The following is a 24131-nucleotide window of genomic DNA, read 5'->3' on the forward strand; positions in this document are numbered from 1 at the left end:
TAAGGTGGCAGTGGAGTTTTGGCTGAATCTCGCAGGTACAGCCTGCCCACGATGATGTTACACCGAGACCAATTTCAGCCGCTGTTCGCGCGGCACCTGCTGTAGCGACTCGGCGCGAGACGCATGAGCGCTGACCTCACTCACCCCACCCTCCTGATCGTTATGAATCACCAACACCCCCGGCAGACGCAGGCGCTCAAGATGGTTGCCTGTCAGGTTGAAACTTTCGCTCAGACAATCATCACTCAGCACCGGAGCGAGAGCCCGGCGTTGAGCGAAGCGCTTGCCGCGACTTTGCTGGTAGCGTGCCCAACTGATCAGCAGCACGGCGTTGAACAACCCGACGCACAGGTAGATTTGCAGGGTGTTCAACGCCGCAAATAGCGAGGCGTCCAGGCGAGGACCACCATTGCTGTTCAACAGGGGCAAGAGCCCGCGCACCAGCAACGTCAACAGGCCACCCCATGCCATCAGCGTGAGAAGAAAATCAATCGCCTGCATAACAGGGCGCTGCCGGGTTCTTATGAGCTTCATGGGTTGGCTTCCTCGCCGGTCGGTTTGATGCCACGGTCCGGGCTGACCCAGCGGGCGCGTTTTTGGTGTTGGCGGAACAGCACTTTTGGAAAGCTGACGAGGGTGGTGAGCAGGCTGACCAGCCAAAACACCAGCGGGTACCAGACTACCCAGAACAAGGTTTTCCACAGATCGCGTTCGTAGCGGCGGTCGATCAGGATGCTGATGGCGAACTGCATAAGGCAGACCATTGCCAAGACCAGGCCGGTGAACGCCGGAGGCATCAGGTGCTCGACGGCGATGGCCGCAGGTAACGTGACGAACTTACCCACCGCCCAGAAAATCACCGACAGCAAAAAGGTGAAGGCCCAACCGGTGGACAGGCAGTATTCGAACAACAATGGCCAGAGGTAGCGATGGCGCCATTGCCAGATTCCACGGATGTTTTTCAGCAGCACTTCAGCGCCGCCCTGGGCCCAGCGCAGGCGTTGCTTCCATAGGCCGTGCAGGGTTTCGGGCATGAGGATCCAGCACAACGCGCGGGGCTCGTAGAAGATGCTCCAGTGATCCAGTTGCAGCTTCCAACTGATATCAATGTCTTCGGTGATCATGTCCGGACTCCAGTAACCGACCCGGTCCAGGGCCGCCCGACGGAAGGCCACGACCACCCCGGAAACGGTGAACACTCGACCGAAGACCCTTTGCGTGCGCTTGATCAAACCGATGATCGACGAGAACTCGCCGACCTGGACGCGCCCCACCAAGGTCGAGCGGGTGCGGATTCGCGGGTTGCCGGTCACGGCACCGACGCGCGAGTTGTCGAACATCGGCGCAACCAGATAGGCCGCCGCGTCCGGCGCCAGCAGCGCGTCACCGTCGATGCACACCAGGTATTCGCTGCGAGCGGCCACGGCGCCCATACGCAGGGCCACCGCTTTGCCCTGGTTCTCGGCCAGGTGCAGCACCCGCAGACGCGGCTCTTTGGCGGCCAAAGCATCGAGCACCGCTGCGGTGTTGTCGCTGGAGCCGTCGTTGATCGCGATCACTTCGATGTTCGGGTAGTTCTGGGCCAGCGCCGCGCCGATGGTGTCGGCGGCGTTGTCGCCCTCGTTGTAGCAAGGAATGAGGATCGAAATCAGCGGTTCGCCGGCAAACGCAGGTGCTGGAGTATCGGCGTCCCACGGCCAGTGGCGCTCCCAGTGCAGCCAGAAATACAGCCCGCCGGCAATCCACAGACCCGACATGAACAGCGGATAGAAGAAGACGAAATCCATCAGGAATTGCCCGGTGATCAGAAAGATCAGACCGAGCGGCACCCCCAGGACAATCGACAGCACGAGCACAGCTAAAAGACGGTCCAGCATGACTATGGATTCCACTGATTGGAGAGCGCGGGACGCACGGTTTTCAGGTCCGGCTGGTTCTCGAGGAAGTTGTCCGGGTAGTAGCCAAAACTGGTCGCGCCCTGACGCTTGAGGCGGCCCATCCAGTCAGCCAATTGCGCGCCATCCAGCTCGGCCGCGGATTTTTGCGTCCAGTCGCGAGCCTGCAATTCGAACACCGTGCGATTGAGCGCTCCGGGGCGGGACTTGACCGTGGCCACCAGCGCTTCCAGCCAGGCGCCGGATTGTTCCCGGGTCTGACCTTCCATCAGCGGCATGGCCATCGGCGCGGTCCAGGTGTACGTGGCAAGGAAGTCATCGAGGTTCTGGGCGAACCAGACTTCGCTTTGCGGATTGAGCATTGGCTCGGCGAAGATGTTGCGCGCCGTCTCGACCTGCGGACCGCGAATGGCGCGGACCTTGGCGGTCAGCTCACGGGTGAAGTCGATCAGGTAGCGGCTCTTGAAGCGGGTCCAGCGCTGCATGACGGCGGGGTCGGCGCGCAAGGCCGCGATCGAGCCCGGCAGGCCGTTGGCGGCGTAGACGCGTAAGGCCTCGGGAGTCGCGTCCTCGAAATCCGACAACAGCGCATCGTCGTGGAAGAGGATGCCGTCGACGGAAGTCAGGCGCGCCACATCTTCATAGATTTCACCGATGATCCGCCGCACGGTCGGGTCGAAAGGCGATAGCCGGCGATACTGACCGGGATCGATCGAGGTCTGGCCGGTTGCCGGGTCCCAACGAGTGACCCGTGGCAGTGCCGGATCAAGGGCAAAACTGAGCACCGGCATCCAGGCGTAGACCTTGACGTGGGCCCGGGTGCGCAACTGCCAGGCGACCCGGTCGAAAATATCGGCGCGCACCGGCAGGTGGCGGTTGGGGAAGTACATCGAGTGCACCAGACCATCGCCCTTGGGATCGGCGAAGGCTTGCAGGAACACGGTGTTGGCGCCCATATCAGCCATGCGCTGGATCAGCTTGCCGAGATTGATCTCCTGTTGGGCCGGGTCGGGGTCGTAGACGTTATCCAGATCGACATGCACCACGCGCATCGCAGTGTCGGCCTGGACCCCGACGATACTGTTGGCGAAGTGCGCGCCATCCGGGTCTGAGGCCACCAGGAAACGCGGGCTGCTCATCAGGTTGTCGAGACTGTCGAGCCCGTCGTCGAGGGTCAGTGCCATCTGGTAACCCTGCTCGCCGACCACTTGCAGCCCAGTACCGTCCGCCGCACCGTAAGGCCAGACCCAGACACGTGGCGCACGACCGGTGACCGCGCGGATTTTCGCCGAAATGGCCGCAACGTCGGTGCGCAAACGGGCCTGAAACTCGGCCTCGGTTTCGTAGCGGCCGCTGGCAGCATAGTAGCGACGGGTCGCCGCTGCCGGTTGCAGGTTGCCTTGGGGGTTGGCCAGCACGCCTTTGTGGTTGGCATCGGTGTGGGCGGCGATTTCCACCAGTCCGGACTTCGAGATTTCCCGCACTTGGTCCCACGTCAGGAAGTCCGAACGCTGGCGTGGTGTGCCGGCAAAATCCACCGGCTGATTGGCCGGGGTGTCGATCCAGCTACCGACCGGTGCCAGCAAGGCATGCCAGTTGTAACTGCGCAGCACCGGCAGAACACGGGTGTAGAAGCTCGAATAGCCATCGTCGAAACTCAGCAGAATGGCCTTGGCCGGCAGCTCGGGGCCGCCGTTGCGAGCAGCGATTATCTGGTCCACGGTGACCGGCTGGTAATTGTTCTCCCGCAGCCAGGCGAGTTGCTCGATCAGGCGTTCGGTGCGCACGGCGACGACCGCCTGATCGGGGTCGCGATCCTCAACATCGTGGTAAGCGATGCCCAGCACATGGTTTTTCGGCCAAGGGGCTTCATTGGCCGACAGCGGTCGCTGCGCGGGCGGCGCAAAGGCTGGAGCTTGCTGGGCACAAGCACTGAGCAACATGACTCCCAGCAGCAGGATGCAGCGTGGAATAACAAGCATGATCAAACTCTTCTAGAAGCGGTAAGTGAGGTCGACGATCAGGCGCAGGTCGCTTTCGCGATTGCCGTCATAGGGCCGGTTGAGCCAACTCAACGCGGCACCCGCTTCGAAGACGTCGTTCCAGCTGACGCGCTGGCCATAGCTGAGCAAACCCACTGCACCGGTTGCGTAATCGCGCTGGCTGTAAGTCCCGGCACCGGCCTGGAACTGCTGGCTCCAGGACGTTTCGTAACGGTGATAGAGAACGTGGTTCGCGCTCACGGTCGGCAACACGCTGAAGTCCGACGTGGGGTTGAAGTACGGCGTGTTCTGCTCGGTGTTGTGGCTGCTGCCGACCTCAAGCCCAAGGTCGACTTGCAGACCGGGCGCGCTGTACACGCCCTCACGGCCAGTGAGCAACGCTTCGATGCGCCGGTTCCCATCGCTGAAGCGCGATGGGCTCAAGGCCAGTTTCCATTCACGGCTTTCATTGGCGCGCCAGCGAATGAAACCGCTGCCGCCGTTGGAAGTGACGTCACTGTTCAAGGCTCGCAACGGTGTATTGGCGGACAGATATTCCAGGCTCCCGCCGTATTGCCAGTGATCGTCGATATCGCGGGCCAGCGACAAACGCGCGCCCTGCTTGTCGCCGTAGCCAAAGGAATGATTGGAGACTTCCGCTTCCAGGGTCATGTCGCGAGTCCGGCGTTCCACCCCGAGCCGCTGCCAGCGGTGCTGGCCGGTGCCTTCCTGGAAGTCGCCGGTGGCATAACCGACACCGCCGAACAACCGCCAGTCCTCATCGATCGGCGGACTGTAAAGCACGCTCTCGATACCGAAATCGCGGCTGCCGGTCACCGCGCCAGCACCACTGTCACCCCCGCCGTAACTCTTGCCGCCATAGGCCGAAACCCGCAGCTCGGCCATGTCATGCACGTCACGCAGACGCTGCAAACGCTGCACCTGACGGTTATCCGGAAAGCGCGCGCCGACATCGTCGGTGAGCGCGTCGAGCTGGCGCCACTCCTGCAAGTCCAGAGCGGTATGGCCCTGCGCGACTTCCAACCCGACGTCTCGCGGCGCCATGCTCTCGGTTTCCTTGAGCTGGCTTTCCGAGCGGCGCGGCCAATTGCGTGCCAGGTACAGATTGGCCTGGGCCAGGCGCAAACCGATGTTGCCCGGTGCCTGATCGACCAGCGCCGCCAGCCGTTGCTCGCTCGAGGGCAAATCAGCGCCATAGGTGCCCGCCTGAGCAGCGAGCTGTTGAGCATCCATCCATTCATCATTGGGGTTGCCCACCGGCAACCCCTTGAGCTCGACTCGCGGTTTCTGGCTCTGGGCCAGGCTCTCGACGAGGGCGCGCGCATCCGCAACCCGGTCGCATTCAAGCAGTGCGTAGTACAGCGCGGTACTGTCTTCGAGACGGTCGCCGACGTCGGCGTCCGGGGCCGCCAACACCTGACGATACAAATCTACGGCGGCCTCCGGTTGACGCTGATCCAGATACGCAGCCGCTACCCAACGCAGGGCATAGGTCGGAATGCTCGCTCCTTCGGCGTGCAGTGTCTGGTAATCGCTGATGACCTCAGCCGTGTGTGCCCGAGCCTTGAGCGCGCCCATGCGGTCGATTCGCCAACGGACCACATCGTCGTGGGCCTGAGCATCCGCAGACCAGGTGGCCAGTAATTGGTCGTAGTCACTCAAAGCGCGGTCAGCGATGACGTAGCGTTCTTTTTCGCTACGGGTCGCCAGTTCCGCCAGGCGTACCCGCTCGGCGGCAAGGTCGCCTTCGAGGCGGCGCAACAGCACCGGATCGATCAGCCCCGGACGCTGATGAGCCAGGCGCAAGGCGGGTTCTGGCAGGCGCGCACGTTGCAGGGCAAAGACATATTCGCGAGCGACTTCAGGTTTGCTGCCTGCCCGGACGGAAGCCTGGTCGTATTCGAACAGCGCGTCATAGGTCGCACCGGAGCGGGTCAAGGCATAGCCCAGCGCCAGTCGACGAGCAGGATCGTCAGGCTTGGCTGCGACCAGCGCCCGGGCGCGGCTGACCGCTTCTGCGGGGTTACCGGAATCGGCCTGAGTCATGGCCAGACCGAGCTGCAGGTCCGGGTTTTGCGGCTCTCGCGCCAAGGCCTGACGGTAGAGTTGAGTCGCCGGATCCCAGCGCTTGAGGTTGCGGTAAGCGTGAGCCGTGACGCTCAGTGCCTGAATCGGCAGCACCCGGTTGCGGGCCTGGGTTTCATAGACGCTGACGACTTCAGTATCGAGTCCCGCCCAACTGGCAATCAACAGGTGATCGCTGACTTGCCCAGCCGTCAGCCGATCAGTTGGCAACTGGCGCAGTGTGGTCAGCGCCGGACTGTAATTACCGGTCCGCGCCTGGCGAATCAGGCTGTCGTAAGCCGTATCGGCAAAGGCCAACGTCGGCCAAAGCAATTGGCTGCACAGGGCCACGCGAATGATCGGGCGAAGGTGGGGGCGAGCGGTACGCAGCATTCGTCAGCTTCCTTACGAGGAGAGCTGGAGCGATGGGTTCCCCTGCGAAGTACGCATCAGGCGGCCGGTGCCTTATGACCCAACCAAGCTTTCCTGCCGAGCAGTCTTCCACGGCGACACTGGGCAAAAGACAAATCCGCACATTTCTTCAGATTCGTCCCACAAAGCAAAACGCCCAGCCGATCCGCTGATGCGGTGGCTGGGCGTTCGGTTCGTACTTGCGTGCTTAAAACAGCTATTGCTGATCCGGAAAACGGCTTACTGGACGGTGCCAGCGCCACCCAACTTATTCATCACGAAGCCGATAAACTGCTCGACGGTCATTTTCTGGCCATTGAAATCCACCTGATTGTTGGCGTAATGCAGTTTGGACACGATGTTGTTGCCGTCCAGTGTCGCCAGTTGAGTCCCGACCGCCATGCTGCCGACCATTTCACTGGTCGTGGTCCCTTGGTCGGCAATCGTCTTGGCATCGGTCTGACCGCCCATCTGCGCCTGCACACTGGCCACATCGGCGATCATCGGCTTGGATAGCAGCAGATTGAAATCCAATAGCGAAACAAGCTGCTTGCCCACTTCTATTGGCGGAAGGTCCATCGATTGCGGCTTGGTCAGATCGACGACCAGGCTCATACGACTTTCACCGTTGGCGGTATTGAGCGAGAGGTTTTCCAGGGCGATCTGCGGTTTGGCGGCCAGCAGTTTATCCAGATCAGTCTTGACCTGGGCCTCCTCGGCTTCGGTCAGGTTCAGCTCTGGTGCCGGCTGACCTGCGGCAGCCGCAGCGGAGGCAGCAGCCTCGTAGGGTTGCACCTTATTCTGGTAAACCTGCATCAGCGACATCGCAGCCAGGACATCGAGGTTCTTCATGCTCCAGGCCATATTGGCTGTGCCGACGGCCTTGCCGTTGTAGGCGATTTCGCCAATTTTGTAGTCGGCGCGACCCGCCAGGCTCGTGCCGGACTCTTCCGTGGAGCTTTTTACTTCGGAGTTTTTAAGGGTCAGCACCGATTGCTTCTCGCCAAAGGTCGTCTTGGCGCCGGTCAACTCGAGGGTGTTCTGGCCCAGATAAAAGCCGTAGCTGCTCTTGGTGAGATTACTGGCCAGCGTCAGACCGTTGAGCTCGATCTGAACCGGAGTCTGATCCTCAGCGACCGTCGACAGGTTGAGGCTGTCCATGTAGCCATGGGCTTTGACCTTCTGCGCCTGGGCACTGGCAGAAATATCGACATTCATACCGGAAAATTTCAGGTTGGACTTGTCGTCCAGCGCCAGCTCCAGCGGCAACAGTTCGAGCGCGCCTTCAGTAGAACGGTCGTAGCCCATGTTGACCACGCCCTTGAGCGGAGAGACATCCTTGGTGGCGGCGAACCATTTTTCGGTGTTCGGGGTTTTCTCCAGCTCGTAGTGACTGGTCGCCATCACCGGGTACAGCTTCAACGACATCAGGCGCGAGAACGGCAACGGGCCGTGTTCGATATGGTCGACGAACAGCCATTCAACACCTTCAGGGGCCTCACCGAACATTTCGCCCTGACCTTTGAAGCGGTAGTGCGCGGTACTGCTGAACAACTGGCGATCCAGCGACACCAATTCCAAGGTGGCGGTGCCTTTGGAGCCGACCATTGCGGTTTGCAGCTCTTTGTTGGCATCGGAAATCGAGGTTTGCAGCACCCCTTCCAGCTTGGTGCCGGTGTACCAGGCGCCGCCGGCGCTGATTGCGCCTATCGCGACAACGATTCCTAAGAGTACGCCTGCTGATTTATTCATGTTTGACCCGATCAATGTCCGTTGTTGAAAGTGTGGTCGTCTTCCCTGAACCCTTGACGGGTTGCGGCTCGACTCCGCTAAAAGTGCTGGGAGATTAGCATTTTCCGTACGGGGCAACCCAAATTGAATGTGAAACAAAGATCGCTCTCACACTCCCGTGTAGGAATGCCTTCTTTGGAGGGTTATGCGTTTATTTATGATCCGAGGATGTTTGAGACGCGCAAGTCGGTAAGCCCGTGGAAAACGCAAAAAGATCGCAGCCTACGGCAGCTCCTACAGGTTTTGCGTAGGAGCTGCCGTAGGCTGCGATCTTTAGAGCCCCCATTCCCTCAGGAGTACTGAACTTCAATCTCATCCAGCTGATGATCAAAGCTCTTTAGCCTTGCGGTCCAGGTGTAGACGAGCACTTCAAAGTCCCGATTGATCACCGCTCCGCTCGGTGACTCCGAGCGCGGATCGCAGAAATCCAGTTGATAGCGTTCCCGGGCCATGGCAGTGGCGACATCGGAGAGTTCGCGGGCGTTGTTTAGCCAGTGCCGGCCGTCGGCGATTTGCTTGTCGAGGACCAGGCATTGATGTTTCAGGGCTTCGAGGCTTTTTTCCAGCGGCGTGCCGGTGAGTTCACCCATGACTTCCTGGAAGGTCCGCCCCGGTTGCCAGTAACTGCCCCAGAAGTAACGATCAAACACCGTTTCGACCCGGCGCAGCGCAACCTTGGTGTCCCAGATCAGCACCAGGGTTTTGCCTTGTTCGAGCTGTTTTTTCTTGACCTTCTGACCCTGAAACGAAGCCCAGGCGACGACCACGATCGACAGCACGGCGATCAGTGCGCTGGCGCTGTCGAGAAAAAGCAGCGCCTTGTCGATCTGATGGGCCAGCATGATGCCGTAGAAATAGGTAGCAGAGAGCAACACCACCGCAACGATGGCGCACCAGAAGCCGGGAGCATAAGGGTTTTTCATTAATGGAATCCCCATGACCAACGCGAGCCTTGATCCGTGGACAGGCGCAAACAGCCGCGCGTCCACACAACTAATCAAAGCATAGCAACGGCCTCAGGGTTTCGCGTGTTCAGAACCTTGCGTTCGTCCGCTTTCCCAACCACCGCCCAGCGCCAGGAACAAATCGATCTGGCTCATGGCAACCTGAGTGTTGGCCGACGCCAGCTGGGCGCGGACGTCGGTGTAGGTCCGGGTCGCCTGCAGGTCAGCCAGGAACGACGCCCGACCGGCCTGGAAGAACCGGTGCGTCTGGTCCGCCGCCAGTTGCGCCGACTGCTCGGCATCGGCCAGGGCATCACGGCGCTGCAACTGGGCGGAATACTGCGCCAAGCCGGTCTGGGTTTCGCGGATGGCGTTGAGCACCACCCCGTCGAAATGCGCCAACGCGCCCTGAGTCGACGCCTCGGCCTCACGAATCCGCGCGCGGGAACCGTTGGACGGTACGGTCCAGCTCAACAACGGGCCAAAACCCCAACGGTTGGTCGCCGGTTTACCGAGGTTTTCCAAAATACCAACCGTACCGACGGTCGCGCCGATGCTGATGTCCGGGTACAGCTCGCCAGTGGCGATGCCGATCCCGGCGGTTGCAGCAGCCAAGCGACGTTCGGCTTGGCGCACGTCGGGCCGACGTTTGAGCAACGTCGCGCCGTCACCTACCGGTAATAATTGCGCAATGTGCGGCAGCTCGGCGCAGGTGCTGGTGCCGGCGGGCAGTTGCTCCACGGGTTTGGCCAGCAGCATCGACAAACGGAACAGCCCGGCCTGACGTGCAGCCTCGTAGCGAGGGAGTTCAGCGCGTAGGGATTTGAATTGGGTTTGCGAACGGGTGACCTGGGTTTCGTCACCACGCCCGGCGTCTCGCAAGCGCTGAGTGAGCGTGGTGCTTTGAGCTTGCAGGTCCAGCGAATGCTCGGCGATTTGCCGTTCTTCATTGGCGGCGCAAACCTGGGTGTAAGCCCTTACGACGTCAGCTACCAAGGTGATTCGTGCAGTGTCCGCTGCGGCTTGGGTGGCATCGGCGTTGGCCTTGGCCGCTTCAATCCCGCGCTGCAAAGTGCCGAACAAGTCGAACTGATAGGAGGTGGTAATCCCGATATCGCCGACGTTGGCCACCGGCACTTTATCGGCCAGCAAAAACGCCTCGCCGGACTCCTGCAAGCGCTGAGCGCCCATCTTCACCCCACCGCTCCAGCCTCCAGCCGACTGAGCCTCGTCGACCTGAGCGCGAGCCCGGGACAGACTGGCCGCCGCCACGCGCAAATCGGTATTGGACGCCATGGCCTGACGCACTAGCTCATCCAGTCGCGGGTCCTGATACAACCGCCACCAATCGCTCGGCACCGGCGCCGAGACCACGTTGTTACTCTGCCCGGTCAGATCGCCTTGCAGGTCTTCGCGATGCACAGCGGCGTTGTCCGGCAGGTGATAGTCCGGCCCGACGACCTGACAAGCCGAGAGCAGCAGGCCAAGCCCGACGGTTGCCAAACGGGCGGCCGTGTTCATTGCGCAAGCTCCTGCTCGGGCTTGTCACCGATGATCGAAACGGTGGCGGTACGCCCGGCGATCATACGGAAATCTTCCGGCACTTCATCGAAGGCGATACGCACCGGAATCCGTTGCGCCAGCCGCACCCAGCTGAAGGCCGGGTTGACGTTGGGCAGCAGGTTCGAGCCGCTGCTGCGGTCGCGGTCTTCGATACCGGCGACGATGCTTTCGACATGCCCGCGCAGCCGCGCCTTGTCGCCGATGACCCGAATATCGACGCTTTGGCCGACGTGAATGCCGTCGAGCTTGGTCTCTTCGAAATAGCCGTCGATATGGAAGGAATTGCTGTCCACCACCGACAACACGGGGCGGCCCGCCGTGACGAACTCCTGGGCTCGCGGCGCCCGGTCGTTGACGTAGCCGTCTACCGGGCTGCGGATCACCGAGCGGTCGAGGTTCAGCTGCGCGCTGTCCACCGTCACTTGCGCCTCGGCCAGCGCCGATTGAGCCCGGGCGACCCGGGACTGACTTTCTTCCAGTTGCTCACGCGGCACCAGGTTGCCGAGACCGCTATTACGCTTGGCTTCGCGCTGGGCCTGAGCCAGGGTTTCCTGACGGTCGGCGACGGCGGCTTTGGCTTGGCGCAGGGCCAGTTTGAAACGGTCCTGGTCGATGCTGAACAGCACCTGACCGCGCGCCACCAATTGGTTGTCACGCACCTGTACTTGCTGGATCAGGCCCGAGACGTCCGGCGCGATCTGCACGATGTCGGCACGGATATGCCCGTCCCGCGTCCACGGCGCAAACATGTAATACATCACCATGCGCCAGACCACGACGCAGGCGAAAGTCACCACCAGCAGAGTCAGAATCACGCGACCGATGGTCAATAAAGGTTTTTTCATGTCATCAGGTATCGACTGAGTGAGTCCACGGCGCCGAGCAACAAAGCGTAGAGACCCACGTTGAACAATGCCCGGTGCCAGACCAGACGATAAAAGTGCAAGCGCGTCAGCACCCCGTGCACCACCAGGTACAACACATACGTAATGCCCATCAGCACCAGCAGCGTGGGCAGGAACACCCCGCTGATATCCAGATCACCAATCATAAAGGCGCTCCATCGATGCCATGGGGAAGCGGTTCTTCGAGGTCGCCAGCGCCGATGAATTCAACGCCCGGCAACAATGCCAGGCGCAAACCGCTCAATGCGTGCAACAAATGCAGACGGGTTTCATTATCGCCTTGAACGCCTTGGCCGTTCAGAGCTCGGCGTGTTCGATCAAGCGTCATCAACAATGGGCTCGGCGCGGGAAGACGCTCATCAGCCTTCAGGCACGCCTTGAAGTACTCGCCGACCTCGGCCACTACTTGACGCAGCAAGGCCTGCGGCACGCCCGACACCCTCGGCAAGTAGGCCAGCAGATCCAGCAGGTTCAGCGCCACCCGCACTTCACGCAGGGCGATGCCAGTGTCCTGACCGGTCATCGCCAGTCGTGGCAGATGCTGCATCAGCCGGTCGAGCACCTGCACGCCCATGTGTCGGTGCTCGGCCAGGGTCGCCGGTTCAGTCAGGCTGACAATTTCGCGCCAGTTGAAGCGGGTCAGGCGTTTGGCCGCCAGTTCCGAGCCGAACGGGCGGGCGATCAGGGTCCAGACGAACGCGAACAGCAGCCCAATGGGACCTGCCAGATTGGAGTTGGCAAAACTCAGGAAATCCGCGTCGTAAGCGCCCTGGATGCTGATGAACGATGAGGTGTTGACGATGGTCAGCAGCATGCCGAGGTAAAAACGCGGCTGCACGGTGAGCGTACCCACACAGATGAACGGCACAGCGAACGCCAGCACCAGCATCGGGAAGTCATGTAGGTTCGGCAGGATTAAAAACAGGTAAAGGCTGGCGAACAGCACCGACATCGCGGTCCAGAAAAAGAACCGGTAAATCTGCGGCGCCGGGTCGTCCATCGAGGCGAAAAAGCTGCAGGCCACCGCCGCCAGAATCACCGCGCTACCGCCGTCAGTCCAGCCCAGCAGCATCCACAGCACCGAAGCAACGATGATTGCGGTAATGGTCGACGCCACGGAATACAGCATCAGCCCACGGTCGAGAAACGGCGTCAGCCGGCCCAAGCGCCAATGGCGATAGACCGCGCGCCAGATATCCTGGCTTTCGCAGTGAATCGCCTGTTGCAAGCTGCGGCAGTCTTGCCACAAGTCGATCCACTCGCCAAGGCGGTACAGGGCGTTGGAGAACAGCAATTGACGGCGGTCGTCCAGAGCATCAGAGCTCGGTTGCAAGGCTTCGAGCTGACTGCGCAACGCCTGCCAGCGCTCGACCGATGCGTCTTTGGCAGTGCTGTCAAGCCACTCACTAGCGGCGACCAAAAGCGGCGCGAACTTATCCACAAGCTCCGGCGTGCGCCGCTCCAGCGCGTACAAGGCATCGTCCAGCGCATCCACCACCGGCAGCAGGTGAATCATCCGCCCACGCAACTCTTTGGTATTGCGCACCGTTTGCGGCCGCGCGCCTTCGTGGGGCAACTGGCCGATCATCAGTTCAAGGCTGTTGAAGGTTGCGACCATCGAGGAACGCAGGGCGCTGACTTCCTCGGGTTGCACCGTGCGGGCCAGAAAACGTTGGCTGTAGATCGCCGCATCGGCAAACCACTTGCCCGCCGACTCGACGAACACCGGCGCCAGCCGTCGCGGCCAGAACATGCTGCCAATCACCGCCGCGCAGACGATGCCGAGAAAAATTTCCTCGGTCCGCGCTTCGGCCACATCCCACACCGCCAGCGGGTTATCCACCACCGGCAACGCGATCAACGGCAAGGTGTAACCGGCGAGCATCAAGGCATAGCTGTTGGCGGTGCGCAGGTGCAACGAAAGGAACAGCAGAATGCCGGTCCACAGCGCAATCACCACGACCAACAGAAACGGCGTCTGCACAAACATCGGCACGAAAAACACCGCCGCCGACGCGCCCAAGAAGGTACCAACGGCGCGGTACAACGCCTTGGAACTGGTAGGGCCGACGAAAGGGCTGGAAACGATGTAAACCGTGGCCATCGCCCAGTACGGGCGAGGCATCTGCATCAGCATGGCGATGTAGAGCGCGATCATCGACGCAGCGAAGGTCCGCACGCCGTAAAACCAATCCCGTGCAGGCGGCATGCCGCTGAAAAATCCGTTCAAGAAGTTGCCACCGGTAAATGAGTGGCCGACTCAAACGCGCGGATCACCCGCAACGCCGCCTCAAGATCCGCTGGATCGATACCTTCGAGCACCTCACGGCGCAAGCGCACCAGCTCTGCCTCGACGGCCTGAACCAATTCACGACCGCTCTGGGTCAGGCTCAAACATTTGGCACGACGATCATGGGCATCTTCAGTGCGGCAGACATAACCGGATTTGCACAGCTGATCGAGCAAACGTACCAGAGACGGACTCTCCATCCCCGCCGCCTGCGCCACCGTCACCTGCCGCACACCCTCACCCAGGCGCCCGATCATCAGCAACGGGACGGCGCAGGCTTCGGAGATGCCATAGTTGACCAGCGTGGTCTGACAGATCCGCCGCCAATGCCGCGCGGCGACCACCATGGCACTGCTGATGTTCATCTGGAGAGCGTCGAGATTGTTGGGCAAAGGGAAACTCGCACACTGTTAGTTTGCTAACTATCAATATTGCATTGACGGATAAATTCAGTCAAGTTTTGATACAAATTGGTGAAGCGATCGTTCCCACGCGGGAGCGTGGGAGCGATCAGCGGTAAACGTCAGGTCGCCTTCAACGCTTGGGCGGTCAAGCGATGCTGCACTTCTTCCATCATGTCCAAACCATCACGCAACGACACAAACGCGGCATTGATGAAGCGGTAAAGATCCTGATCGTCGATATCGCGGATGGTGACTGAGGTGAGGGTTTCCAGCAGGTCGGTGCCAATGCGGACTGGCCGCTTACTTTTCTTGGCGTTTTTTAGCTCGTTCGTACACAGCGCTACGTTCGCACTTAGCTAAATCAACACCTTCCCCGCCTCCTTCTCAATAAATTCAAAAACCTCCTCCGGCACTCTGTATTGAAACTGCTTGCGCCGATGCTTGGAGACCTTGCCTTCGTTGTCCAGGCACATCATCACCAGCCTGGACAGGTCGCTGCCACGCACATCGAAGCGTTGGTTCACCACGTTGATCACACGGTCGTAACGGTCGAGGAATTCGGTTTCTTCGCGTAGTTCGACTTCCAGGGCGCGACGGGCCATTTGCAGGGTAAATTCGACGCAGCGAGTGGCGTCCCAGAAGCGGTAGATCGACGGGTGGCCGATGAACTCACAGGCCATTTTTTCCGCGTCCAGCCAGGTGACGTTCCAGAACTCGCGGACAGGCTGGGAGAAGTCTTTGAGGGCGGCCAGATAGCTTTGTTCTTCGTGTTTCATTGCGACTGACACGGGCAGGAGCAACCCGTTCTCAAGCGCCCCTGAATGGCAAAGCGTCTGGTGGATCAAAAAGCGGGAGAGTCGGCCGTTGCCATCCATGAACGGATGAAGGAAGACGAAACCAAAGGCCGTCACAGCAGCGGCAACCAATGGATCAACTTGTCGCGAGACCTGATTGGCGAAGGTCATCAGCTCTAGCATCAACTCGCGGCACAGGTCTGGCGCGGGTGGCACATAGCTCACACCGGCTGCGCCTCGCAGACCATTATGCAGATGATTTTGCTCGTGTCGAAATAGCACGGCTTTGTCGAAGGGGTTGGAGACGGTACTGTTTTGCAACTCGACCAAATAGTCTTCGCTCAGCTCGCGGCCTTCATGGGCTTGGCGTAGCAACTGAACGAAGCGTCGGGATTTTTCTTCGCTGGGCTCTTCCTTCTCGATAGCAAAGGAGTCACGGGTTTCGTGGAGGTAGGCCCAATTGATGGCGCGGTCCATCATTTCCGGGGGCAAAGTCGCCATAAAGGCTTTGGCCCGGCTGAGGATGTCGAGACTGAGTAAGGTTTCGAGTTCCGGGGTCCGCTCCACGGTGGCGCAATAGTGAAGGGAGCCAAGGCCGTTGAAGTCGATTCGCCAGCGGCTATTGCGAACGGCTGGGCCAGTTACATAGAGCTGCGGATCGAATAACGCGACAACGCTGCCGCGCACCGGCGTTGAATAGTCGAGTTGTTGTCTTGTGAAGTTTTCCCATAGGAAGCAAGCCTTGCGGATAAAGACGCCATTGGGCGCTTTGGCCAATTCATTCAGCAATTGCTCAGCAGAAATTGTTTCAAGTGCTTGGGCGAGGATGCCAAGGTTGATGCCTTCGTGTTTGAGGGCAAACAGAATATGCTCCAGCATTGAGTCCTGAGCAGGCGCAACGGATTGCGGAACGGCCAGGCAATCGCCGATCAAGGTGATCCGGGTAACAGGCTTGATCATTGCTGTGCGTTTTGGCTCAAAGGCTTTAAGGCCTAGCGCATTACGCAGGTGGGCGTATCCGACAACAGGCATGGTGAGCGTCCACAGAAAAAATTCACTTTGGCGATTAAAGCCCAGATTTTTTTACTACTCACCAGTTTTTTTTACATTTTGCCTGTTTCTCTCAGATTTTTTTACACCCCCCGCCCCTTCCTCAGCAGTACATCCAGTTGATCCACCACCTCTGCCCAATCGGCGTCATCCAGAATCTCGTCCCGCAAAAACTCCGCCTGGCTCTTGGTCCAGAAGAAGGCATCGGCCAAGTGCAGCTCGGGTTTGAGCGGCGAGTGGGTGGCGATGAAAGCGTCGATGCTGACGGGGTCGTCGAGCAGGCCGAGTTGTTTGAACAGGGCTGGGAGGCTGTGGGTAGGTGATTCCATGGGGGACTCCTGGGCTTTAAGTCGTTGAGTTGGCTGTAAGTCTTTTTTCGACTGTTTCACCGTCAATCGCGGGCAAGCCTCGCTCCCACAGGGAATACGCGGTGCCCGCGAAGGTGGTGCGACAATCACTGCCAATCATCATGAATGACTCACCTCACACACTTCGGCATGGGGCACCATTTTCAGGTACTCGTCCATGCTCAAGTGGACAAGGTTGTTGTGGTTGCCGGCCTCGACGTAGATGTCTTTCTGGCGGGTCAGCATCGGGTCGATGACCATGTCCATGCCATAGGATTCGCCCAGTGCAGGCACGGCCCCGCGTTCGCAGTCGTTGAACAGATGAGCCAGCGTGCTTTCGCGGGTGATTTGCCATTCGCCGCTGCCACGGACTTTGCTCAGGTCCAGATGGCGGCTGGCGGGCAGGACGGCCATCAGGTAATGGCCATGGTGGTCGTCGAGAATGACTGATTTCGCCACGCGTTCAGCGGGGATGCCCGCCACCCTGGCGGTTTCCAGGCTGCTCGCCGAGTGCGGATGAGTCACGACGTCATAATCGCATTTGGCCTGTTCCAGGCTCAAATGCACGGTTCTTGCCATACGCATGATGCACCTCGGTGTCCAGAGCAACTGCTTGCGGACGGTGGGTAAACAACTTGATTCACCCTTAAGAGTCTAGGCCGTGCACCGGGTAGCGACCACCCTTATCCCGACAAACTGCTGACCGGTTTGCTGACGTAAATGATCAGAATTCGCTCAGTCCATTGCTCAACTAAACTCCACTTCAGAGCCGACGACAGGATGATGGCCGGCAGGTGCATGACTCTCCGGGTGGGTCATATGAACAAGCGTGGATGGCAGGCGGTGTTGCTGTGGTTGCTGATCGGGTTACCGACCGGGCAGGTGTGGGCTGTGGATCCGGTGATGGTGCTGACGGTGAACGATGTGATCAGCCCGGCCAGTGCCGACTATGTGGTTCGTGGCTTGAACAAGGCGGTCGATGAGCACGTGCAATTGGTGGTGTTAGGCATCGACACGCCGGGTGGGCTGGACACCTCGATGCGAGCGATCATCAAAGCGATCATCGCCAGCCCCGTGCCGGTGGCCAGTTTCGTCGCCCCCAGCGGCGCCCGTGCTGCCAGCGCCGGGACCTATATTCTCTACGCCAGCCACATCGCCGCCATGGCACCGGGCACCAACCTTGGCGCTGCGACGCCGGTACAAATCGGCGGCATACCCGGGCAGCCAAACCCGCCGGCGGCACCACGTACCGACAAGAATCCAGAGCCCGAAGCCACCACGGACACCCTGACCCACAAACAGATCAATGACGCTGCCGCGTATATCCGTGGCCTGGCGCAATTGCGCGGGCGCAACGTTGACTGGGCCGAGCAAGCGGTGCGTGAAGCCGTCAGCCTGTCGGCTCAGGAAGCACTGAAGCTCAAGGTGGTCGACTACGTGGCGGATGACCTGAACGGTCTGCTCAAACAGCTTGATGGCAAGACCTTGAGTGCCGCCGGGCACAATGTGCAACTGCACACCTTCGGCGCCGCACTGATCTACCATGACCCCGACTGGCGCACGCAATTACTGTCAGTGATCGCCCACCCCAGCGTGGCGTTGATTCTGATGATGATCGGCATCTATGGCCTGTTTTTCGAATTCATGAGCCCAGGCTCCGGCGTCAGTGGTGTGCTGGGGGGGATCTGCCTGTTGCTCGGGTTGTATGCCCTGCAGTTGTTGCCGGTGAATTACGCCGGGATAGCGCTGATTTTGCTGGGCGTCGCGTTCATGGTGGCCGAAGCCTTTTTGCCGACGTTCGGGGTGATCGGCTTCGGCGGGATTGCCTCTTTTGTGGTGGGCGCGGTGATCCTGATGGACACCGATGTGCCGGGTTATGGCATTCCACTGCCCTTGATCGTTGGCCTGGCCGTGGTCAGTGCCGCGCTGTTCATGGCACTGGCGAGCATGGCGATGAGGGCACGACGGCGAAAAATCGTCAGCGGCGATGCCGGGCTGGTGGGCAGCATCACGCCAGTGACCGCCGTGCAACCCGGCAACCCTTACAACGGCTGGGTGCAGCTGCAAGGGGAAAACTGGCAAGTGCTGAGCCCGATGCCACTGCGACCCGGACAACGGGTGCAGGTGATCGCCCGTAAGGGCCTGCTACTGGAAGTGACTGCGGCGCAGGCTGCACCGCGAGGAGAATGATCATGGGTCTGGAATTGGGTTTTGGCGCGCTAGTGGCGCTGTTGATTCTGCTGGCTGCGTCAACCTTTCGTATCCTGCGTGAATACGAGCGCGGGGTGGTGTTCCAGCTCGGACGCTTCTGGCAGGTCAAAGGCCCTGGGTTGATTCTGTTGATTCCGATGGTTCAGCAAATGGTCCGGGTGGATCTGCGCACCGTGGTGCTCGATGTACCGCCGCAAGATGTGATCACCCGCGATAACGTCTCGGTGAAGGTCAATGCGGTGCTGTACTTCCGGGTGCTCGACCCGCAGAAGGCGATCATTCAGGTTGAAGACTTCCTCATGGCCACCAGCCAACTGGCGCAAACCACCTTGCGGGCAGTGCTGGGCAAGCATGAACTGGACGAACTGCTGGCCGAACGCGAACGCCTGAACACCGATGTCCAGCAAGTACTCGACGCCCAGACCGATGCCTGGGGGATCAAAGTGGCCAACGTCGAAATCAAGCACGTTGACCTCAACGAATCGATGATCCGCGCCATCGCCAAACAGGCTGAAGCCGAACGTGAACGACGGGCCAAGGTTATTCACGCCGAAGGCGAATTACAGGCCTCGGAAAAGCTCATGCAAGCCGCCGAAATGCTCGGCCGTCAACCTGGCGCAATGCAGTTGCGCTACATGCAGACCCTGGGTGCGATTGCCGGTGACAAGACTTCGACCATCATCTTTCCGTTACCGATCGAATTGTTGAAGGGTATGGCGGATTTGTCATCGAAGGGGTGAGTGTGCAGTCAGGCGCAGAACCCGCACCAGGCCGCCCGCACATGATGAACAGCCGCGCTTTGGCGTTCCCCGCCATGAACTCGCTGGTCTTGTGCCACGCGGTAGGCAGCGGCGCGAATTCGTCCGGCTGATCGCCGGTACTGATTAACCACACCCGCCCCGTCCCGGTGGGTAGCCCAGTCAGGTTGTCGAGGTAGATCTTGTCGGCATCCTCATCCACCAGCGTGCCAAAACCATAGGCATTTGGCCGACTGGAAACCCCGTCGGGCAACAGCGGCGTGTAGAGCAGCGGCTGAGCGTCGGTCCGGTTGTAGTAGACGTAACTCATGTACCAGAGCATGTCGCTGATGACGATGCGATCGCCTGCGACATAGCGCTGGTTCACAAAATCGACCATGACGCTGACCTGATCATTCACGTCGACCGTCGCGTTGGTTTTCAGCCCGACCAGTTCTGTACCCACGAACACTGCGAGCAAGGCAAACGCCACCACCCGAAAACGCGTTTGCAGCCGATCGATGGCAATCGCAAACACCATCGGCAGGCCCAGCGCGTAAGCCGTCAGGTAACGCTCGATAAAAATCGGCGAAATGAACGACACCGCGAACACCAGCAGCAGTGGAAGAACGCTGTAAATCACCAGCAAAATATGAAACCTGTACGGCGTACGATCACGCCAGGCCGTCATCGCGCAGACAATCAGAACCATCAGCGGCAATAAAGCGAAGATCGCCCACGGCAGGCTGTCCCCCTCCTCCTGGATCAAAAACAGCCAAATCATCGAGGGTAACGACGCAAACGTGACGGGCTGCTCCCATCCAACATCGCCGCTGGCTTTGAGTTGGTCCATGTGCTGCAGCAGATCGATCAATCCCGGAATCCAGGGCAGAAAAATCACAACGATCGCCACGTTAGCGAGCCACCAGCCGGGGCGGGTAATGTGCCGAGACTCTGCGCCGGGTTGCAGACGTATCGCCAGCAGATACAGCCAGTGGGAAAGCGCACAGAGGGCGGTGAAGTAATGGGTATAAAAACCCGCCGTCATCAACAGCGCGTAGATCACCAGATAACGCGAGCGCTGTGGTTGTTTTACCCAATACACCAGAGCGATGGTCGCGCCGATTAACAAGGCGCCCAACAGCGAATACATGCGCACTTCCTGGCTATAGCGCACAGCCGTTGGCAGCAAGGCCAGCAGAACCCCGGCCAACACTGCCGCTCGACGCGTGGCGATCAATCCCACCAACCAGACGCCTAGAGCCACCGTGGCGATCCCCGGAAGCGCGCTCAGGCTGCGGATTGAAAAGATCCCGTCGCCGAATAACTCGATCCAACAGTGCAGGAGCCAAAAATACAACGGCGGATGCACATCATGGGCAGCGTGAAACCAGATCCCGGCCAACGAATACTGGCTCAACAGCAAGCTGGAGCCTTCATCGCCCCAGATCGCCGCAGCGGTCAGATCATAAAAACGCGTGAGTGCCGCCAGCGCCAGAATTGGCAACAGCCAGTGCTCACGCCCCCATTGAGCCAGACGCTGCGCTCCCTCACTCCAACTGATCACTGAGTGTTCGTCATGCTTGGCGCCAGGCCCTATTTCTCTGCACACCTCCATCCATCCCCCTGCACTGCACATAAAAATAGAAGCCGCCCACTCTCCCCTATGGGCTCTGAAGCACCTGTAACTCTAGGACAGGGCCCCACAGTCTGCGCCCTGCAAACCGCTGATCCCGACCGATCGCACGCAGACAACATCCGGTAGCGTCGCCGCTCCGCCCTGGCGTGATCGGGCCGTGGAATAAATGAAACGGGATGATTGCACAGGCCCGGGTCATCGGCGAGTTCTCCAGCGACCAGAATGTCACCGCGACCGGCAACAACGTGTCGAACCACCCCCCACACGCTGTGAAAGGGCTGGGTCAGGTCAGCGATTTCCATGAAGCGCTTAGCGCACGAGGCCGTACGTAAATCCGGAACTGCCGCAGGTTGCGATCTTTTCGGCTCCACACGGTCTAGCGTGGGAACGGGTGGATCACCGCTCGTGCAACGCCTCGGCCCGGGCGCGGATGATCGGTTTGAGCAGGTAGCTGAGGATGGTTTTTTTGCCGGTGATGATGTCCACCGAGGCGACCATTCCAGGGATGATCAACAGCGGTTTTTCGTCGGTACCCAGGTGGCTGCGGTCGGTGCGCAGCTTGATCACGTAGTAGGTGGTCTTCTTGTCGTCGTCGGTGATGGTGTCGGCACCGATCTGCTCGAGCTTGGCTTTCAGGCCGCCATAGAGGGTGTAGTCATAGGCGGTGAATTTCACCGTGGCTTCTTGCCCTGGGTGCAGGAAGGCAATGTCTTGCGGACGAATCCGCGCTTCCACCAGCAGGGTGTCGTCCAGTAATCATCCTGATGCCACAGGTCGATGTCTTCTTCGTAGCGTATTTGTTTGTTGAAGAACAGGTTGACCACTTTGAGCTGTTCCAGCTCCCCGACCTGCTTTTGCGTGGCCAGCAAATGCTGCCAGGCATCGATCCGCTACGCCCCTTCACCCAGCGGCCCGTAGAGCGCCTGAGCCCGACGACTGATCAGCGAGAAATCCCAATCGGCATGCAAACTGCCCAGCAGAACGCCGGCCAATAGCACCGCTGAACAAAGCCAGCGCAGGGTCCGAGGGGGAGCTAAACGTACCGCCAATGCGAGGAGTCCGGGGGGGGCTGCGGAAATCGATTGACGGTGAAGGTTCGATAGGTAAAAGACAATGGCACCGTGCAATCACGGCGCTAAACTTAAGTGAGTGATCAGAGAGGTTCAACGGATGGACCCCATAAGATCGCAGCCTGCGGCAGCTCCTACGGGATTTGTGTATACCTGATAATCCACAGGTATAAGGGGTCGGGGTAGGAGCTGCCGCAGGCTGCGATCTTGGCAATCTTCTCAGCGTCGAGAATCTGCGGTTCAGGGACGGCCGGTGGTTTGACAAGTACTAAGGCAATCACTAGTGTGCATTGGATCCAATCAACCTCACCCATTTCAGAAGTAGGGTAGCGTCGTCGTGACACAAAAGCCGAACCCTTTGAGCAGTATTACGGTCAGCGGACCGATACCCGCCCACCTCGCGCGCTCGGTGATTGAGGAAACCCTTCGCTCGGCCATCCTCGATGGTCGCTTGCCGTGCGGGACAGCCCTTCGCCAGCAAGACCTCGCCGATCTGTTCGGGGTGAGTCGCATGCCGGTGCGTGAGGCCTTGCGACAACTCGAAGCACAATCGTTGCTGCATGTTATCGCACACAAAGGTGCCGTCGTCGCGCCTCTGGTTGAGGGCGATGCCGTAGAAACTTACGCCCTGCGCATCCTCCTGGAATCCGAAGCCCTGCGGTTGTCGATTCCCTTGCTTGACGCCGATGATTTCGCCTTGGCCGCGCGTTACATCGACACCCTTGAGACCGAAACCGATTACGCCGAAATTGGCACGCTCAACCGCCTTTTCCACATGACCCTGTACGGCAAGGCCACCAACCGCCGGCTCTTGAGTCTGGTGGAAAGCGGTTTGATCGAAGAAGAGCGTTTTCTGCGTTTCAACCTTGAGGCCATGGGTCTGGGAAAAATCTCTCAGGACGACCATCGGCACTTGCTTCGAACAGCCGAAAAGCGGGACATCGAGCAGTGTGTAAAAACACTCGAAAATCACCTCAACCGAGGCGTCGAGGTCATTACCCGCTACCTGAACAGTCTTGATCCTCTGGGCAAGAAAACTCCGAAGTGAAGCGCGCGGGGAAGGCTGTGCACGCTCAAGACAGTAAGTGGCTGACGGTGTTCAACTCAGATCAACCCACCGACATCCGGTTGATCTGTTTCTCTCAGCCTGGGGACGGTTCCGACCCGTTCTGCAGTTGGGCGGGAGGGCTGAATGATCACATCGAATTGCTCACCGTCACACTTCCAGGCCATGGCGAACGCCAAAACGAAACTCCCGACCCTGAATGGTCACCACTGCTCGCGGACTCATTCGCGACACTCAAATCTTACCTGTCCGAGCCGCATGCCTTGTTTGGTCATGGACTCGGCGCCATTCTGGCCTATGAACTGGCCAGGCTGAGCGAAGCCCAGCGCCCGGGGCAGACCCGTCATCTGTTCATTTCCGGTTGCCGCAGTCCTGGTAGCCAGCCTGTATCACCACTCTTGCACTCACTGCTTTCGTCAGACCGCAGCCTGAGCGTGCCGTTGACCGCCATCTATGGCAGTGAAGACCCGCTGGCCCCGGCTGAAAGCATGGTCAATTGGCGTGAGTTCACCCACCGCGAATTCGAACTCATCGAGGTGGCCGGCAACCATCTCTTCATCACGCCCCAGCGGCAACGTCTCTTGCAGATCATCAATACTCATCTCGGACTGCTCAGCGAATAATCTGCTTACAAACCCCTCCTCTGCACCCATCCAGTGACGCCCGTCCTTTCAGACCTCTGCAGCCACTAGAGGCTGAGCACCAGTTCCCACTTCCAGCATTTAACCCCCTCTCTACCCATGCGCCAGTGATAGCGGAGCCATCCATTTGGGCCCACTCTTGAGTTTGCCGACTAAAAATGGACGAGCGGCGTGCAAATTTGCCTGCACCGCCCTCGCGCAATGGACTAACAGAAGGAGGCTTGCCACAGGAAGGGAAGAATCGGGCTACGGCCGGACACCCTCCTACACCCTCAAATAACTTCAACTCGCCAACCCGAAAGTTGT

At 59.7% G+C, this 24131-nt stretch carries 20 protein-coding genes and 2 pseudogenes; 5 read left to right on the forward strand and 17 right to left on the reverse strand.

Going from position 1 to position 24131, the window contains the following annotated elements; translation table 11 throughout:
• Positions 1 to 57 precede the first annotated feature (57 nt).
• The 14 genes from pgaD to ACZYSM_RS25905 form a co-directional block, all read right to left on the reverse strand.
• Positions 58 to 534, reverse strand: coding sequence for a poly-beta-1,6-N-acetyl-D-glucosamine biosynthesis protein PgaD (gene pgaD / locus ACZYSM_RS25840; protein ID WP_489075964.1), 477 nt, complete (start codon positions 532 to 534; stop codon positions 58 to 60).
• On the reverse strand, positions 531 to 1877 hold the full coding sequence (pgaC, locus tag ACZYSM_RS25845; RefSeq protein ID WP_489075966.1) for a poly-beta-1,6-N-acetyl-D-glucosamine synthase: 1347 nt from the start codon (positions 1875 to 1877) through the stop codon (positions 531 to 533). The genes pgaD and pgaC overlap by 4 nt, the downstream gene beginning before the upstream one ends.
• Positions 1878 to 1879: 2 nt before the next feature.
• Positions 1880 to 3877, reverse strand: coding sequence for a poly-beta-1,6-N-acetyl-D-glucosamine N-deacetylase PgaB (gene pgaB, locus ACZYSM_RS25850; RefSeq protein ID WP_489075968.1), 1998 nt, complete (start codon positions 3875 to 3877; stop codon positions 1880 to 1882).
• Between the two features lie 12 nt (positions 3878 to 3889).
• Positions 3890 to 6355, reverse strand: a complete 2466-nt coding sequence (gene pgaA, locus ACZYSM_RS25855) for a poly-beta-1,6 N-acetyl-D-glucosamine export porin PgaA (RefSeq protein WP_489075970.1) — start codon at positions 6353 to 6355, stop codon at positions 3890 to 3892.
• A gap of 258 nt (positions 6356 to 6613) precedes the next feature.
• Positions 6614 to 8125, reverse strand: coding sequence for a YdgA family protein (locus tag ACZYSM_RS25860; protein WP_489075972.1), 1512 nt, complete (start codon positions 8123 to 8125; stop codon positions 6614 to 6616).
• Positions 8126 to 8454: 329 nt separating this feature from the next.
• Positions 8455 to 9087: an NADH:ubiquinone oxidoreductase subunit N gene (locus ACZYSM_RS25865; RefSeq protein ID WP_489075974.1), complete on the reverse strand. Its 633-nt coding sequence runs from the start codon at positions 9085 to 9087 to the stop codon at positions 8455 to 8457.
• 93 nt (positions 9088 to 9180) lie between these two features.
• On the reverse strand, positions 9181 to 10629 hold the full coding sequence (locus tag ACZYSM_RS25870; RefSeq protein ID WP_489075976.1) for an efflux transporter outer membrane subunit: 1449 nt from the start codon (positions 10627 to 10629) through the stop codon (positions 9181 to 9183).
• Positions 10626 to 11516, reverse strand: coding sequence for an efflux RND transporter periplasmic adaptor subunit (locus ACZYSM_RS25875; protein ID WP_489075978.1), 891 nt, complete (start codon positions 11514 to 11516; stop codon positions 10626 to 10628). Before ACZYSM_RS25875 ends, ACZYSM_RS25870 begins: the two co-directional genes overlap by 4 nt.
• Positions 11513 to 11722: a DUF1656 domain-containing protein gene (locus tag ACZYSM_RS25880; protein ID WP_419119102.1), complete on the reverse strand. Its 210-nt coding sequence runs from the start codon at positions 11720 to 11722 to the stop codon at positions 11513 to 11515. The genes ACZYSM_RS25875 and ACZYSM_RS25880 overlap by 4 nt, the downstream gene beginning before the upstream one ends.
• A complete protein-coding gene (locus ACZYSM_RS25885) occupies positions 11719 to 13806 on the reverse strand; it encodes an FUSC family protein (protein WP_489075981.1) in 2088 nt (695 codons plus the stop codon). Before ACZYSM_RS25885 ends, ACZYSM_RS25880 begins: the two co-directional genes overlap by 4 nt.
• Positions 13803 to 14231 (reverse strand): MarR family winged helix-turn-helix transcriptional regulator, encoded by a 429-nt coding sequence (locus tag ACZYSM_RS25890; RefSeq protein ID WP_489075983.1) that lies wholly within the window; start codon positions 14229 to 14231, stop codon positions 13803 to 13805. The genes ACZYSM_RS25885 and ACZYSM_RS25890 overlap by 4 nt, the downstream gene beginning before the upstream one ends.
• Before the next feature lie 395 nt (positions 14232 to 14626).
• Positions 14627 to 16096, reverse strand: coding sequence for a Fic family protein (locus ACZYSM_RS25895; RefSeq protein ID WP_489075985.1), 1470 nt, complete (start codon positions 16094 to 16096; stop codon positions 14627 to 14629).
• Positions 16097 to 16197: 101 nt separating this feature from the next.
• Positions 16198 to 16443, reverse strand: coding sequence for a DUF2789 domain-containing protein (locus tag ACZYSM_RS25900; protein WP_489075987.1), 246 nt, complete (start codon positions 16441 to 16443; stop codon positions 16198 to 16200).
• 138 nt (positions 16444 to 16581) lie between these two features.
• On the reverse strand, positions 16582 to 17046 hold the full coding sequence (locus tag ACZYSM_RS25905) for an aminoacyl-tRNA deacylase (protein ID WP_489075989.1): 465 nt from the start codon (positions 17044 to 17046) through the stop codon (positions 16582 to 16584).
• A gap of 234 nt (positions 17047 to 17280) precedes the next feature.
• Here ACZYSM_RS25905 and ACZYSM_RS25910 point away from each other — a divergent pair, with 234 nt between their 5' ends.
• Both ACZYSM_RS25910 and ACZYSM_RS25915 read left to right on the forward strand, forming a co-directional pair.
• Positions 17281 to 18651: an NfeD family protein gene (locus ACZYSM_RS25910; protein ID WP_489075991.1), complete on the forward strand. Its 1371-nt coding sequence runs from the start codon at positions 17281 to 17283 to the stop codon at positions 18649 to 18651.
• Between the two features lie 2 nt (positions 18652 to 18653).
• Positions 18654 to 19412, forward strand: coding sequence for a slipin family protein (locus ACZYSM_RS25915; RefSeq protein WP_489075993.1), 759 nt, complete (start codon positions 18654 to 18656; stop codon positions 19410 to 19412).
• On the opposite strand, the gene ACZYSM_RS25920 is transcribed toward ACZYSM_RS25915, so the two are convergent.
• Positions 19351 to 21027, reverse strand: a complete 1677-nt coding sequence (locus tag ACZYSM_RS25920; RefSeq protein WP_489075995.1) for a glycosyltransferase family 39 protein — start codon at positions 21025 to 21027, stop codon at positions 19351 to 19353. The genes ACZYSM_RS25915 and ACZYSM_RS25920 overlap by 62 nt on opposite strands.
• Positions 21028 to 21224: 197 nt before the next feature.
• Between ACZYSM_RS25920 and ACZYSM_RS25925 the strand changes: the two genes are divergently transcribed.
• Positions 21225 to 21380, forward strand: coding sequence for a hypothetical protein (locus ACZYSM_RS25925; RefSeq protein WP_489075997.1), 156 nt, complete (start codon positions 21225 to 21227; stop codon positions 21378 to 21380).
• Between the two features lie 64 nt (positions 21381 to 21444).
• On the opposite strand, the pseudogene ACZYSM_RS25930 reads toward ACZYSM_RS25925, so the two are convergent.
• Both ACZYSM_RS25930 and ACZYSM_RS25935 read right to left on the reverse strand, forming a co-directional pair.
• A pseudogene (locus ACZYSM_RS25930) lies at positions 21445 to 21801 on the reverse strand (beta-barrel domain-containing protein); the annotation flags it as partial.
• Positions 21777 to 22097, reverse strand: a pseudogene (locus tag ACZYSM_RS25935) (hypothetical protein); the annotation flags it as partial. The pseudogenes ACZYSM_RS25935 and ACZYSM_RS25930, both read right to left, overlap by 25 nt.
• Positions 22098 to 22455: 358 nt before the next feature.
• Between ACZYSM_RS25935 and ACZYSM_RS25940 the strand changes: the two are divergent.
• Together ACZYSM_RS25940 and ACZYSM_RS25945 are read left to right on the forward strand one after the other, a co-directional pair.
• Entirely contained in the window at positions 22456 to 23166 is a 711-nt protein-coding gene (locus ACZYSM_RS25940; RefSeq protein ID WP_489075999.1) for a GntR family transcriptional regulator, read from the forward strand.
• A 17-nt stretch (positions 23167 to 23183) separates the two neighbouring features.
• On the forward strand, positions 23184 to 23807 hold the full coding sequence (locus ACZYSM_RS25945) for a thioesterase II family protein (protein ID WP_489076001.1): 624 nt from the start codon (positions 23184 to 23186) through the stop codon (positions 23805 to 23807).
• Positions 23808 to 24131: the final 324 nt, after the last annotated feature.

The organism is Pseudomonas sp. F220 (genome assembly GCF_057813935.1).